At 33.0% G+C, this 13,357-nt stretch carries 13 protein-coding genes; 4 read left to right on the top strand and 9 right to left on the bottom strand.

Going from position 1 to position 13,357, the window contains the following annotated elements; translation table 11 throughout:
* Window positions 1–18: 18 nt before the first annotated feature.
* Together purH and BFJ87_RS01540 are read right to left on the bottom strand one after the other, a co-directional pair.
* Window positions 19–1,551 (bottom strand): bifunctional phosphoribosylaminoimidazolecarboxamide formyltransferase/IMP cyclohydrolase, encoded by a 1,533-nt coding sequence (gene purH / locus BFJ87_RS01545; protein ID WP_077398958.1) that lies wholly within the window; start codon window positions 1,549–1,551, stop codon window positions 19–21.
* 95 nt (window positions 1,552–1,646) lie between these two features.
* Window positions 1,647–2,099, bottom strand: a complete 453-nt coding sequence (locus BFJ87_RS01540; RefSeq protein ID WP_075694513.1) for a GAF domain-containing protein — start codon at window positions 2,097–2,099, stop codon at window positions 1,647–1,649.
* A 177-nt stretch (window positions 2,100–2,276) separates the two neighbouring features.
* On the opposite strand from BFJ87_RS01540, the gene BFJ87_RS01535 reads away from it, so the two are divergent.
* The 3 genes from BFJ87_RS01535 (at window position 2,277) to BFJ87_RS01525 (ending at window position 5,411) form a co-directional block, all read left to right on the top strand.
* The gene (locus tag BFJ87_RS01535; protein ID WP_075694512.1) at window positions 2,277–2,681 is read left to right on the top strand and encodes an HYC_CC_PP family protein; all 405 of its coding nucleotides are present in this window, start codon (window positions 2,277–2,279) and stop codon (window positions 2,679–2,681) included.
* A 115-nt stretch (window positions 2,682–2,796) separates the two neighbouring features.
* Window positions 2,797–5,046, top strand: coding sequence for a TonB-dependent receptor (locus BFJ87_RS01530; RefSeq protein WP_075694511.1), 2,250 nt, complete (start codon window positions 2,797–2,799; stop codon window positions 5,044–5,046).
* 11 nt (window positions 5,047–5,057) lie between these two features.
* Window positions 5,058–5,411 carry a heavy-metal-associated domain-containing protein gene (locus BFJ87_RS01525; RefSeq protein ID WP_077398956.1) on the top strand — a complete coding sequence of 118 codons (354 nt, stop codon included), beginning with the start codon at window positions 5,058–5,060 and terminating at the stop codon, window positions 5,409–5,411.
* A gap of 70 nt (window positions 5,412–5,481) precedes the next feature.
* Here the strand turns inward: BFJ87_RS01525 and groL are convergent, their stop codons facing one another.
* The 7 genes from groL to miaB form a co-directional block, all read right to left on the bottom strand.
* Entirely contained in the window at window positions 5,482–7,113 is a 1,632-nt protein-coding gene (groL, locus tag BFJ87_RS01520) for a chaperonin GroEL (protein ID WP_077398954.1), read from the bottom strand.
* 107 nt (window positions 7,114–7,220) lie between these two features.
* A complete protein-coding gene (locus tag BFJ87_RS01515; RefSeq protein ID WP_013620349.1) occupies window positions 7,221–7,499 on the bottom strand; it encodes a co-chaperone GroES in 279 nt (92 codons plus the stop codon).
* A gap of 139 nt (window positions 7,500–7,638) precedes the next feature.
* Window positions 7,639–7,986, bottom strand: coding sequence for a preprotein translocase subunit SecG (gene secG / locus BFJ87_RS01510; RefSeq protein WP_077398952.1), 348 nt, complete (start codon window positions 7,984–7,986; stop codon window positions 7,639–7,641).
* A gap of 3 nt (window positions 7,987–7,989) precedes the next feature.
* Window positions 7,990–9,174 (bottom strand): hypothetical protein, encoded by a 1,185-nt coding sequence (locus BFJ87_RS01505; RefSeq protein ID WP_077398950.1) that lies wholly within the window; start codon window positions 9,172–9,174, stop codon window positions 7,990–7,992.
* Window positions 9,175–9,178: 4 nt separating this feature from the next.
* The gene (locus BFJ87_RS01500) at window positions 9,179–9,709 is read right to left on the bottom strand and encodes an LptE family protein (protein ID WP_077398948.1); all 531 of its coding nucleotides are present in this window, start codon (window positions 9,707–9,709) and stop codon (window positions 9,179–9,181) included.
* A gap of 4 nt (window positions 9,710–9,713) precedes the next feature.
* On the bottom strand, window positions 9,714–10,994 hold the full coding sequence (locus tag BFJ87_RS01495; RefSeq protein ID WP_077398946.1) for a sigma-54 interaction domain-containing protein: 1,281 nt from the start codon (window positions 10,992–10,994) through the stop codon (window positions 9,714–9,716).
* A gap of 5 nt (window positions 10,995–10,999) precedes the next feature.
* Window positions 11,000–12,442, bottom strand: a complete 1,443-nt coding sequence (gene miaB, locus BFJ87_RS01490) for a tRNA (N6-isopentenyl adenosine(37)-C2)-methylthiotransferase MiaB (protein WP_077398944.1) — start codon at window positions 12,440–12,442, stop codon at window positions 11,000–11,002.
* A 143-nt stretch (window positions 12,443–12,585) separates the two neighbouring features.
* Between miaB and BFJ87_RS01485 the strand changes: the two genes are divergently transcribed.
* Window positions 12,586–13,347, top strand: a complete 762-nt coding sequence (locus BFJ87_RS01485) for a hypothetical protein (RefSeq protein ID WP_077398942.1) — start codon at window positions 12,586–12,588, stop codon at window positions 13,345–13,347.
* Window positions 13,348–13,357: the final 10 nt, after the last annotated feature.

The following is a 13,357-nucleotide window of genomic DNA, read 5'->3' as shown; positions in this document are numbered from 1 at the left end:
TCGACGAATGTAACAAAATTAATGTTTAAAATGACGTGTGCCAGTCATTACCATAGAAATTTTGTTTTCATTGCAATAATCTATGCTTAATTGGTCTTTTATAGAACCTCCAGGCTGTATAACACTTGTAATACCATTATTTCCTGCAATTTCTACACAGTCTGGGAAAGGAAAAAATGCGTCACTAGCCATAACAGCTCCGTTTAAATCAAAATTAAAAGACTTTGCTTTATGTATTGCCTGGTTTAAAGCATCTACCCTAGAGGTTTGTCCTGTACCACTAGCACATAATTGTTTTCCTTTGGCAAGTACAATTGTGTTAGATTTTGTATGCTTACATAATTTAGATGCAAATAGTAAATCTTCAATTTCTTCTGCTGTTGGTTTTTTGTCTGTTGCATTTTGCAAATCTGCAGCAGTATCAGTTTTATGATCTTTATCTTGTACTAGTACACCATTTAAACAAGTTCTTACCAATGTTTCTGGTAAGGCTACATCATTCTGCACTAAAATAATTCTGTTCTTTTTACCTTTTAATACTTCTAAAGCATCTGCTGCATAGCTAGGAGCTATAACAACCTCACAAAATAATTTGTGTATTTCTTCTGCAGTTGCAAGGTCTATTTCTTTGTTAGCTATTAATACCCCACCAAAAGCAGAAACAGGATCGCCAGCTAAAGCATCTACATATGCTTGGTGTAAAGTACTTCTAGAGGCTAAACCACAAGCATTATTATGTTTTAAAATGGCAAACGTAGGTTCATCATTTTTAAATTCACCTATTAAGTTTACAGCAGCATCTACATCTAATAAGTTGTTGTAGCTTAGTTCTTTACCGTGTAATTTGTTGAACATTGCTTCAAAATCTCCAAAAAAGAATCCTTTTTGGTGCGGATTTTCTCCGTAGCGTAAAACTTTACCGTTTGTTTCACTAATTTTTAAAACTGTTTCTTCCTTGTCTTTGTTAAAGTAGTTAAATATGGCAGTATCGTAATGAGAAGATACATTAAAAGATTTGGCAGCAAAACGCTTACGATCTTCTAAAGTAGTTGTGCCATTACCAGTAGTAATTATATCTAAAACCTCACTGTAATCTTCCATAGAAGAAACGCAAAGTACATCTTTAAAATTTTTGGCAGCAGCTCTAATTAGAGAAATACCACCTATATCAATTTTTTCAATAATGTCTTGCTCAGGAGCACCACTTGCAACTGTTTTTTCAAACGGGTATAAGTCTACAATTACAATATCTAACTGAGGAATATCAAACTCAGCTAACTGTGCTTGGTCGTTCTCATTTTCTTGTCTGTTTAAAATACCACCAAAAACTTTAGGGTGTAGTGTTTTTACGCGTCCTCCTAAAATAGATGGGTAGCTAGTTACATCTTCTACAGGTATAACATCAATTCCTAATTCTTTAATAAATTTTTCTGTGCCTCCAGTAGAATAAATTGTTATTCCTAGTTCGCTAAACTTTTTTACTAAAGGTTCTAAACCGTCTTTATGAAAAACAGAAATTAATGCCGATGTAGCTTTTTTTGTGGTACTCATTTTATGTGCTTATTGTTAAAAGATTGAATAAGGACACAAAAGTAATTTTTTTGCGATTAAGAACGGCAATGGTTTATTAACAAAAACGTAAAGTTTTAAAGAATTTTAGCAACTTCTGCGCATACAAACTCTAAAAAGTCTTCATCTTCTTTAGAAAAAGGGTCTGGTGTATTAGAGTCTATATCTATTTGGCCAATATTTTCTCCGTTAACAAAAATGGGAATTACTATTTCGGCTTTTACAGTTATACTACAAGCTATATAGTTGTCTTGAGCTTGTACATCTGGTACAACAAAATTTTTGTTAGAAACAGCAACTTGCCCGCAAATACCTTTGCCAAAAGGAATAATTACATGATCTGTTGGTTCTCCTACGTACGGACCCAATTTTAATTCGTTTTTGTCACCATTTTTAAAATAAAAACCTACCCAGTTGTAGTAGGGTACGTTTTCTTCTAATAATTCACAAATAGCTAAAAGACTTTGGTCTTTGTTGCCTTTATTGTCTTCTATAATCTTTAGAACTGATGGTTTTAGATCTTGTAACATTTGCTGTAAGCTAAAAATTTTGTGCAAAAATATACCTTAATTTTTAAATCTGCATTATTATTTATTTTAATAAAGTAGTTTTTAAATAACAAAACTTACAGTGCATACCACATTTAACGTTGGTTTGGCAACCTAAAGTGTGTAAATATTAGTTTTTTATTTACTTTTGTTATTGTAATGAAACAACTACTACATAAAATAACAACTTTTGCACTTGCTTTTTTAGTGCTTATTTCTACAGTATCCTTTGCTGTAGAAAAGCATTTTTGTTGTGGTGAGTTAGTTTCTGTATCTGTTTATCCAGAAGATTTTGGTTGCGGAGAAAGTGCTTTTATACAAACAGAAAACACTACAGAAGACAGCTGTTGTAAAGGTATATTAGAGGCCGTAAAGGGCCAAGATAGATTAACATTTGGTACAGATAAAAAAGAGAAAGTAATAACACAGTATGTTGTTACTTCAATTTTAAATATAGTCACTAGTAATGTAAGTGTTTTAGAACAAAAAACTAGTGAAAAAAAATACGCACCACCACTTCTGGTGCAAAATATACAGGTTGCTCATCAGGTTTTTATAATTTGATTTTTTTATAACTGATTATCTTACAACATAATACTATTACTGCATTATGTTGAGAAAGTTTGTGTTCTATAAACTTTTAAAATATGTTTTAAGTTTTAAAAAATCGATTTAAAAAATGAGAAAAATAATATTTATTCTTCTTTTACTACCAATTTTTAATTTTGCACAGGACAAAGTTAGTGGCGTAATAAATGAAGAGACTGCTAGTGGTGAAGTAGTGCCTTTGTCTGGTGCAAATGTGTACTGGCATAATACTAGTGTAGGTGTAATTACTGGTACAGACGGTACTTTTACTGTGCCTTACAAAAAAGAATATTCTAAATTAATAATTAGTTATGTTGGGTTTAAGACAGATACCCTTAATATAGCTAAGCCGGGTAATATAGCTCATACATTAAAGTCTGTAAGTACATTAGATGAGGTTACAATAACGGCAAAAAAAGAGGCTACAACTAAACTTTACTTAAAGGCAGAAAACACTATGGTGGTTAGTAGTGATGAGCTTTTAAAAGCTGCCTGTTGCAATTTATCTGAGAGTTTTGAGACAAATCCATCTATAGATGTAAATTTTGCAGATGCTGTTTCTGGTACAAGGCAAATTAAAATGTTAGGTTTAACTAGTCCTTATATATTAATTGCAACAGAAAATATACCATCTGTACGTGGTGCATCACAAGCATATGGGTTAAGTTTTATACCTGGTACCTGGGTAGAGAGTATACAAATTACCAAAGGTATGGGCAGTGTTATTAATGGGTATGAGAGTATAGCCGGACAAATTAACGCAGAGCTAAAAAAGCCTATTACAGATGACGCCTTGTTTGTAAACCTTTATGCTGCAAGCAGTGAGCGTTTGGAGTTAAATACTCATTTTAACACTAAGGTTAGTGATAAATGGAGTACTGGTTTGTATGTACATGGTAATAGGCACAACAAAAAACATGATGTTAATAATGATGGTTTTATGGATATGCCATTGTATAACCAAGTTAATATTATGAACAGGTGGCAGTATATAGATATGGAAAAAGGAATTGGATCCTTTTTTAATATTAGGTACTTAAATGATGAAAAACAGACGGGAGAGTTAGATTTTGATCCAGATACAGATAAGCTAACTAACAATGTTTGGGGAAGTGAAATTAATACAGAGCGTTTAGATTTTTCTGCAAAGTTTGGCTATGTTAATCCAGAATTACCTTGGCAAGTTTTAGGTGCGCAGTTTGCTGTAAGTAACCACAAGCAGGATTCTTATTTTGGTTTAAATGTGTATGATATAGAGCATAGTAGTGTATATTCTAACATTAATTACAATTCTATAATAGGAGACTCTAGACATAAAGTTAAAACCGGGATTAATTTTACATATGATAAGTATGATGAGTTAGTACTTACAGATAATTATGCGCGTATAGATAATTCTATTGGAGGGTATTTTGAGTATGGTTTTGATAATTTAGAAAAGCTAAACATTACAGCGGGAGTACGTGTGGATAACCATAACAGACTTGGATTTTTTGTAACTCCAAGATTTCATTTACGTTATTCTCCTTGGGAAAAATCTGCTCTTAGAGCTTCTTTTGGTAGAGGTAAGCGTACTGCTAATATTTTTGCCGAAAACCAACGTATGTTTGCTACCGGCAGAACTATTAATATTGAAGATGCTGGTGGTAATATTTATGGTTTAGACCCAGAAATTGCCTGGAATTATGGAGTGTCTTTTTTGCAAGGCTTTAATTTATTTGATAGAAAAGGAGATATCTCTGTAGATTTTTACAGAACAGATTTTCAAAATCAGATAGTGGTAGATTGGGAAAACCCGCAAGAGGTTAATTTTTACAATTTAGAAGGAGATAGTTACGCTAATAGTTTTCAGACAGAATTAAACTACAATGTTGTTGGTAATTTAGATTTACGGGTTGCTTACAAGTTGTACGACATTAAAACACAATACAAATCTGCAAAATTAGAAAGATCTTTAACACCTAAGCATCGTTTTTTTGCAAACGCATCATACCAAACAAAAGGCCACGGTTTTATTAAAAAATGGAAATTTGACGCTACTTTTAACTGGCTAGGTGCACAGCGTTTTTCATCTACAGAAAGTAACCCGCAACAATATCAGTTGCCAGAATACTCTCCAGAAGTAGCTACTTTAAATGCGCAAATTACTAAGGTGTTTTCTCCTAAGTTTGAGGTGTATGTAGGAGGAGAAAATATAACTAACGTTAGGCAAAGTATGCCAATTGTAGGGGCAGATAATCCTTTTGGCTCTAATTTTGATACTACATTTGTATACGGGCCAGTTTTTGGAAGTATGTATTACGCAGGATTGCGATTTAAAATAAATAAGTTTAAAAAATAAATATAAAAATTATGAAAAAAATAGCTGTTATTGTAATGATGTTGTTTGCTTATGTGTCTTTTGGGCAAAACAAAAATGCAAAGGCAAGTTTAGAAGTAAATGGTGTGTGCTTAATGTGTAAAGAACGCATAGAAAAAGCCTGTGTAAAAACCAAGGGTGTTAAAAGTGCTATTTGGAATGTAAAAACGCATGAGCTTAAAGTAATTTATGATGAGCGTAAAACAAATTTAAACACTATAGAGAGTAGTGTTGCGGCTGTAGGTCATGATACTAAAAACCTAAAAGCTCCAGATGAAGTTTACAACAGTTTACACGCGTGTTGTTTTTACAGAAATAAAGATGTGCAAGAAGAACATAAAGAATAGTTTAAATACTTTATATAAAAAACGCTCCAATGAAAATTGGAGCGTTTTTAGTATTCTTATCTTTTGAAGATTACATCATACCTGGCATACCACCACCCATTGGAGGTGCAGCAGCAGGTGTATCTTCTTTAATGTCTGTTAATGCACATTCTGTAGTTAAGATCATACCAGAAACCGAAGCAGCGTTTTCTAATGCAACTCTAGTTACTTTTTTAGGATCTATAATACCAGCTTTAAGCATATCTGTATAAGTTTCAGACTTAGCATCGTAACCAAAATCTCCTTTACCTTCAATAACTTTAGCAACAACAACAGAGCCTTCTCCGCCAGCATTTTCTACAATTGTACGTAATGGAGCTTCTATTGCTCTAGCAACAATTTGTAAACCAGTTTCTTCGTCTGCGTTCTCTGCTTTTATTTTAGATAAAACAGCTTTAGCTCTAACTAAAGCAACACCACCACCAGCAACAATACCTTCTTCTACGGCAGCTCTTGTAGCGTGTAATGCATCATCAACTCTATCTTTTTTCTCTTTCATTTCTACCTCAGATGCAGCACCAACATAAAGTACAGCAACACCACCAGCTAATTTAGCTAAGCGCTCTTGTAGTTTTTCTTTATCGTAGTCAGATGTAGTAGTCTCTATCTGAGATTTAATTTGGTTAACTCTTGTGTTAATTGTAGCAGCATCACCAGAACCATTTACTATAGTAGTGTTATCTTTATCTATAGATACTTTTTCACAAGTACCAAGCATATCTAAAGTAGCGCTTTCTAAAGAGAAACCTCTTTCTTCAGAAATAACTGTACCACCAGTTAAAATAGCAATATCTTCTAACATTGCCTTACGTCTATCTCCAAAACCAGGAGCTTTAACAGCAGCAATTTTTAAAGATCCACGTAACTTGTTAACGACTAAAGTAGCTAAAGCTTCTCCATCTACATCTTCAGAGATAATTAATAATGGTTTACCAGACTGAGCTACAGGTTCTAATACTGGTAAAAGATCTTTCATTGCAGATATTTTTTTATCAAACAATAAAATATATGGGTTCTCTAGCTCAGCAACCATTTTTTCAGAATCTGTTACAAAGTAAGGAGAAAGGTAACCTCTGTCAAACTGCATACCTTCTACAACATCTACATAAGTATCTGTTCCTTTAGCTTCTTCTACAGTAATAACACCCTCTTTACCAACTTTACCAAAAGCTTGTGCAATTAGTTCGCCAATAGTTTCGTCGTTATTTGCAGAGATAGATGCAACTTGTTTAATTTTATCAGATGAATCTCCAACTTTTTTAGATTGTTTAGCAAGGTCTTCTACAATAGCTTCTACAGCTTTGTCTATACCTCTTTTTAAATCCATTGGATTTGCACCTGCAGCAACGTTTTTAAGACCTTCTTTTACTATAGATTGTGCTAAAACTGTAGCGGTTGTGGTACCGTCACCAGCTAAATCGTTAGTTTTAGAAGCAACTTCTTTAACCATTTGTGCTCCCATATTTTCTAAAGGATCTGCAAGCTCTATTTCTTTAGCTACAGATACACCATCTTTAGTTACTGTTGGTGCACCAAATGATTTGCTAATAATTACGTTTCTTCCTTTTGGGCCTAATGTTACTTTTACTGCGTTTGCTAAAGCATCTACACCTCTTTTAAGGCCGTCTCTAGCTTCAATGTCAAATTTAATATCTTTTGCCATTTTTGTTTATATGTTTTTAAGTTTAGTCTTTAGTAAGCAACTAAAGACACAAGTTTGATTATTAATTTAGAGCTAAAAGCCTTAGGCAATTAGCAAATAGCTGTTTTTTAGATAATAGCTAAAATGTCGCTTTCTCTCATCATTAAATAGTCAGAACCTTCTAACTTTAACTCTGTACCAGCATACTTACCGTAAAGTACAGTGTCGCCAATTTTTACAGTTATTTTTTCATCTTTTGTTCCTGGGCCAACAGCAACTACTTTACCTTGTTGAGGTTTTTCTTTAGCAGTGTCTGGAATTATTAATCCAGAAGCTGTTTTAGTTTCTGCTGCCATCGGTTCAATTAGCACTCTATCTGCCAATGGTTTAATGTTAACTTTAGCCATATTTTATGATTTTTAATATTAATTTTTCTGCAGTTACATAGGCAGAAATTGTGCCATAGCGTAAAACTGACAAGTTGTAAAACAAAAAATGCCAGCTTGTCATAAGCTGGCATTTTTAATATGTTTTAACGGTACGTTCTTAATTAATACTATCTGTTAAATTAGTATCTGTACTTGTAGGAGCTTGTGTGTTTGTTACAGGAGCTTCTGTACTTTTTTCTTGTAATAATTTAGAGTCAGAGTTGCCACCTTTACCTGGTAATGCAACATTAGACATTAAAATTAATACAACTAGTAACGCAGCTAAAGTCCAAGTACTTTTATCTAAAAAATCCCCAGTCTTTTTAACTCCACCAACTACTTGGTTGCCACCGCCACCAAAAGAAGAAGATAAACCACCACCTTTTGGGTTTTGTACCATAATTACCAACATTAGTAAAAGTGATACTATAATAATAAGAACTAAAAATATTGTAAACGTACTCATCTGTTATATGTTTTCTTTTTGAATTTTTTCTACCGATTTTATTCGGTTTGCAAAGAAACTACTTTTTTCTGGATATTTCAAACTTAAAATCTTATAAGCTTGAATTGCTTTTTTGTATTTTTTTTGTTCTAAATACACCTTAGCAAGTGTCTCGGTCATTAGTTCGTCTTTATTAAGTTTTACCGAACTGGAAATATCTACCTTGGTTTCTATGTTTTTTGCTGGAGTAATTTTAGGATTTGTTTTTATAAACTTATCTATTAAGTCAAACTTCTTATTTTTTTTTTGCTTTGGTTCTTTTTTTTCTAAAGAAGTTTTGGGTGCTTTATTTTGTTTTAAGTCTGCCTTAGTGTTTAAAGGCGTAACTTTCTCTATTTCTTTTTCTTCTTGGGCTTGTTCTTTTACTTCTTCCTCTTTTGTTGTTGGTTTAGGGTTTGTGAGTTCTAGCCATTGTGCAAAAGAGTATTTTTCGTTTTTTGTAAAGTGTAAAGGAGCACCAATATTTAATTTTTCAGCTTCAGTTTTTTCTTCTTCAAGCTTTTCTGTTGGTATAACGAGTGTGTTTTTCTCAGTAATATTCTCAAAAGCATCTTCTTTGCTTTTAATCTCTAACTCTTCATTAGTAATAGAAATTTCTAATTCATCCTTTACTTCAGTTTCTGTTATGGATGTGCTTGTTTTTTGAGTTGTTTCTGGGTTTGCTTGTTGTATTTCAACTTCAGGTGATTTTTCAATAGCCTTTTTTGTTTCTTCTTTTTTGGTGACTTCTTTAGTTTCAAAAAGCGAATCATCTAAAATCTTTTCCGCGTCATTTATGTTTTGTGGTAAAGGATTATCTTCACTTTCTTCTAACATATTAGGAGGAGAGGCAACTTCTTCAGAAATTACATTCAACTTTTTAAGATTAGCATTTTCTCTAATCTCCTTTACAGTAGTTGTATTATTTAAAAATTCTGGTGATGTAATAAAATCAAATAAAACATCTCTGTTTGCTGTGTGTGCAGCAGTAACCTTTAGTGCGTTATTGTATTTAAAACTATTGGTGTTTTTTAGTCCTTTTAAATGTATAGCGCGTGCGGCTTGAAAATATGGGTAGTCTGTAATAATTTCTTCAAGCTGATTTATTTGTGCTACAGAACTAATACTTTCTGGTTTTTGTAGTAAATATGTAAAATCTGTTACTTTCATAAAACTACCAGTCTGCTAATGATTTGCTAAAAATATCTTGTGTAATACGCTCAAATAGTTCTGCGTGTGCTTCAGATTTTACAGATGCTAATAAAGAGTTTGCATCATAATCGTAAAAGAATGAAAAACGCTGTTCAAAATCCGAGTCTTCTTTTGTTTTATTGTAAAAACGTACATTAACCGTCATTGTTAGCCTGTTTTGTGCGGCAGTTTGTGCCGCTGTAGCTGTCATAGGAGAAATACGGTATTCTACAATTTCACCTTCGTACACTAAATCTCCGTTAGATGGAGTTAGACTAAGGCTAGTTTGACTTCCTAATAAATCTTGTAAGGCATTTGTAAAGTCTCTGTCTAAACCTGGTTCTACTGTAGACCCTGGGCTTTGCGAAGCATAATTTTGAAAAAAGTTTACCTGAAAAGATTTTGCGTCTCCAGTGCTACCACCGGTAAAATTGTATCCAACACTTTTTAGTCCGCAGGCTTGTACAGTACAAACTATAAGTAGTATTGCAAAAATGTTTTTTATGTTTTTCATCAAATTATAAATCAAACTGTTTTATTTTTCTATATAAAGTACGCTCAGAAATTCCTAATTCTGCAGCTGCGGCTTTTCTTTTCCCTCTGTTTCTTTCTAAAGATTTTTTAATAAGCTCTATTTCTTTGTCTTGTAAAGATAGCGTTTCTTCCTCTTCTATTTCTTCTGCAAAATGGTATTTATCATCTTGTGGTAATATAGGAGAAACAACTTCCTCTCTTTCTCTAGTTGGGTTAGGTAGGTGTAGTATTTCTGATGGTGTGCTTTCTGCTTCTTCAAAAGCGTCATCATCATGATCGCCGTATATTTTTTGTATTAAATGTTCATTTTCTTCCTGTACTTTTTCACTATCATTATTTTTCATTAACTCTAGTGTTAATTTTTTTAGATCGTTTAGATCTGCTTTCATATCAAAAAGAACTTTGTATAAAATTTCTCTTTCATTGCTAAAATCGCTCTCTTTTTTTTCTTGATTTACAACAGCAGGTAAATTGGTATTTCCTCCGTTTGGCAAGTAAGAGTGTAGGGTAGTGGCAGAGATATTACGATCTGATTCTAAAACAGAAACTTGTTCTGCAACATTTCGTAATTGTCTTATGTTACCAGCCCAGCGGTATTTTTGTAGTATTTGCACTGCATCATCAGACAAACGTATTGTTGGCATTTTGTATTTCTGACTAAAATCTGATGCAAATTTTCTAAAAAGTAAATGAATATCTTCTAAACGCTCTCGTAAAGGCGGAAGGTTTATTTCTACAGTGCTTAACCTATAGTACAAATCTTCTCTAAATCTATTTTTTTTAATAGCTTCAAACATATTTACGTTTGTAGCAGCAACAATACGTACATTGGTTTTTTGCGTTTGTGAAGAGCCAACTTTTAAAAATTCCCCGTTTTCTAATACACGTAGCAAACGTACTTGTGTTGTTAAGGGCAACTCTCCAACTTCATCTAAAAAAATGGTGCCGCCATCTGCAACTTCAAAATATCCTTTACGGGTAGTTGTAGCACCTGTAAAGGCTCCTTTTTCATGGCCAAAAAGTTCACTGTCTATTGTGCCCTCTGGAATTGCACCACAGTTTACAGCAATATATTTTGCGTGTTTTCTATGAGATAATGAGTGTATTATTTTAGGAATAGACTCTTTACCAACACCACTTTCACCAGTAACTAATACAGAGATATCTGTAGGTGCAACTTGTATCGCTTTTTCTATAGCTCTATTAAGTTGTACATCGTTCCCAATAATTTCAAATCGTTGTTTTATTGCTTGTACAGATTCCATGATATTTAATTTTTTACAATACTACCTAAAAGGGTTCCTGTTGTGCAATCTTCAATTTTTACATTTACAAACGTTCCTACTTGGCTACCTTCTTCTTTAGGGAATACAACAACAGCATTTTGTGAGTTTCTTCCCATCCAGTGTTCTGTAGATCTTTTAGATTCTCCTTCAATTAAAACTTCATCAATTTTACCTAAACGTTGTTGTAGTCTGTAGCCAGAGTGTTGTCTTTGCAGTGCTATAATTTCTGCTAATCTTCTTTTTTTGTCTGCTTCAGGTACATCATCTTCTAGTTTACGTGCAGCCATTGTACCTGGTCTTTCAGAATAAGAATACATGTAGCCAAAATCGTACTTTACGTATTCTAATAAAGAAAGTGTGTCTTTATGGTCTTCTTCAGTTTCTGTTGGGAAGCCGGCAATCATATCTTGTGAAATAGCACAATCAGGAATAATTTGTCTAATATTATCTATTAATGTAAAATATTCTTCCCTGGTGTGTAAACGGTTCATAGCTTTTAAAATTCTATCGCTTCCGCTTTGTACTGGTAAATGAATGTGTTTGCAAATGTTATTATACTTGGCCATTGTTTTAACCACGTCTAACGTTAAGTCTTGTGGGTTAGATGTAGAAAAACGAATTCTCATTTTAGGCTGTGCAACTGCAGTCATCTCTAATAAATTTGCAAAATTAACAGCCGTTGCTTTTTGCATTTCTGTAGCTTGATTAAAATCTTTTTTTAATCCGCCACCATACCATAGGTAACTGTCTACATTTTGTCCTAACAGAGTTATTTCTTTATAGCCTCTGTTCCAAAGATCATTTACTTCTTCTAAAATAGATTGTGGCTCTCTACTGCGTTCTCTACCACGTGTAAAAGGTACAACACAAAACGTGCACATATTATCGCAACCGCGAGTAATAGATACGTAAGCAGAAATTCCGTTTGTATTTAAACGTACAGGAGCAACATCACCATAAGTTTCTTCTTTAGATAAAATTACGTTTATTGCGTTACGGCCTTCGTCTACTTCCTTAATTAAGTTAGGTAAATCTTTATAGGCGTCTGGACCTACAACCATATCTACAATTTTTTCTTGTTCTAAAAATTGACTTTTTAAGCGCTCTGCCATACAGCCTAAAACTCCAACCTTTAAATGTGGTCTTGTTCTTTTAACGGCATTAAATTTCTCTAACCTTTTGCGTATGGTTAGTTCTGCTTTTTCTCTAATAGAGCAAGTATTAACTAAAACAAGATCTGCATCTTCTAATACCTTGGTAGTGTTAAAGCCTTCTTTTGATAAAATAGAAGCAACAATTTCACTGTCAGAAAAATTCATAGCGCAACCATAACTTTCTATGTATAGTTTGCGCGTGTTATCTTTTTTGTTCTTTAGAGTTAAAGAATTACCCTGTATTGTTTCGTCTATTACTTTCTCTTCTGCCATATCTAAATCTACTACTAGCTTGTAAAAGCACAAAGATAGTACTAAATATAAAAAAGTGACAATTTGACAGTTAAATTTAATAGTTTTTTAGTGCTATAATCCCAGTTAAGTTTATTTTTGCTTTTATAATACAAATTAAAGAGATGAATTTTTACGACGTAGAAGGGAAAATTATTACAAAACCAGCATTAGATTTTGGTGATATTTTTAATAAAAGTATGGAACTGTTTAAAGTGGTTTGGTTGCCGGGGTTTGTTACGGTACTGTTTACTACGTTGCTAACATTATTGCTTGTTTTAGTTATGTACACGCCTTTAATAGCACTTGGTATTTTTAATGCAGAAGCATTTGAAAGACAAGAGCCGCCTATTATTTATACTTTTTTTTCAATGGTTTTAATGCCAATTATAATGATGTGTATTTTTGCTGTTAACCTGTTATTAATGGCTGGCTTCTATAGAATATGCAGGGCTAAAGATGTACAACTAAACACAGATGGTCATTTTTACTACTTTAAAAAACATTATATGATTAAAGCTTTTATTTTAGCTTCTATAACTATTGGTTTAGCTATAGTAGGTATGCTTACTTGTGGTGTAGGTTTAATTTATTTAGGTGTGCCATTGGCTTTATTTCCTGTTTTTTTAGCTTTTGAAGAAGAATTGTCTGCCCTAGAAATAGTAAAGGCAAGTTTTGCTTTAGGAAATAAAAATTGGTTTGTGCTTTTTGGAGTTACCTTTGTAATGGGGTTAATAGCACAACTTGGTGTAATACTGTGTGTAGTAGGAGTTTTGTTTACGGCAATGCTAGCAAGAATTCCTATTTATTATGCATATAAAAATGGAGTTGGTTTTGCAGATGAAACAGAAGATAGGTTAAAAGCGCTTGCTTCATCTAATTTGTAAGTAATTGCGC

The sequence above is a fragment of the Cellulophaga omnivescoria genome (genome assembly GCF_001999725.1).
GTDB classification, from domain to species: domain Bacteria; phylum Bacteroidota; class Bacteroidia; order Flavobacteriales; family Flavobacteriaceae; genus Cellulophaga; species Cellulophaga omnivescoria.
The sequence above is the reverse complement of the archived record's forward strand: the minus strand, read 5'-3'. Positions and strand labels throughout refer to the sequence as shown.

Bases quoted from the DNA above. Each gene is read 5' to 3' on its own strand.
- BFJ87_RS01525 (WP_077398956.1), top strand. From the start codon at position 5,058: ATGAAAAAAATAGCTGTTATTGTAATGATGTTGTTTGCTTATGTGTCT.
- BFJ87_RS01515 (WP_013620349.1), bottom strand. From the start codon at position 7,499: ATGGCTAAAGTTAACATTAAACCATTGGCAGATAGAGTGCTAATTGAA.
- BFJ87_RS01500 (WP_077398948.1), bottom strand. From the start codon at position 9,709: ATGAAAAACATAAAAAACATTTTTGCAATACTACTTATAGTTTGTACT.
- secG (WP_077398952.1), bottom strand. From the start codon at position 7,986: ATGAGTACGTTTACAATATTTTTAGTTCTTATTATTATAGTATCACTT.
- BFJ87_RS01495 (WP_077398946.1), bottom strand. From the start codon at position 10,994: ATGGAATCTGTACAAGCAATAAAACAACGATTTGAAATTATTGGGAAC.
- miaB (WP_077398944.1), bottom strand. From the start codon at position 12,442: ATGGCAGAAGAGAAAGTAATAGACGAAACAATACAGGGTAATTCTTTA.
- groL (WP_077398954.1), bottom strand. From the start codon at position 7,113: ATGGCAAAAGATATTAAATTTGACATTGAAGCTAGAGACGGCCTTAAA.
- BFJ87_RS01530 (WP_075694511.1), top strand. From the start codon at position 2,797: ATGAGAAAAATAATATTTATTCTTCTTTTACTACCAATTTTTAATTTT.
- purH (WP_077398958.1), bottom strand. From the start codon at position 1,551: ATGAGTACCACAAAAAAAGCTACATCGGCATTAATTTCTGTTTTTCAT.
- BFJ87_RS01540 (WP_075694513.1), bottom strand. From the start codon at position 2,099: ATGTTACAAGATCTAAAACCATCAGTTCTAAAGATTATAGAAGACAAT.
- BFJ87_RS01535 (WP_075694512.1), top strand. From the start codon at position 2,277: ATGAAACAACTACTACATAAAATAACAACTTTTGCACTTGCTTTTTTA.
- BFJ87_RS01485 (WP_077398942.1), top strand. From the start codon at position 12,586: ATGAATTTTTACGACGTAGAAGGGAAAATTATTACAAAACCAGCATTA.
- BFJ87_RS01505 (WP_077398950.1), bottom strand. From the start codon at position 9,174: ATGAAAGTAACAGATTTTACATATTTACTACAAAAACCAGAAAGTATT.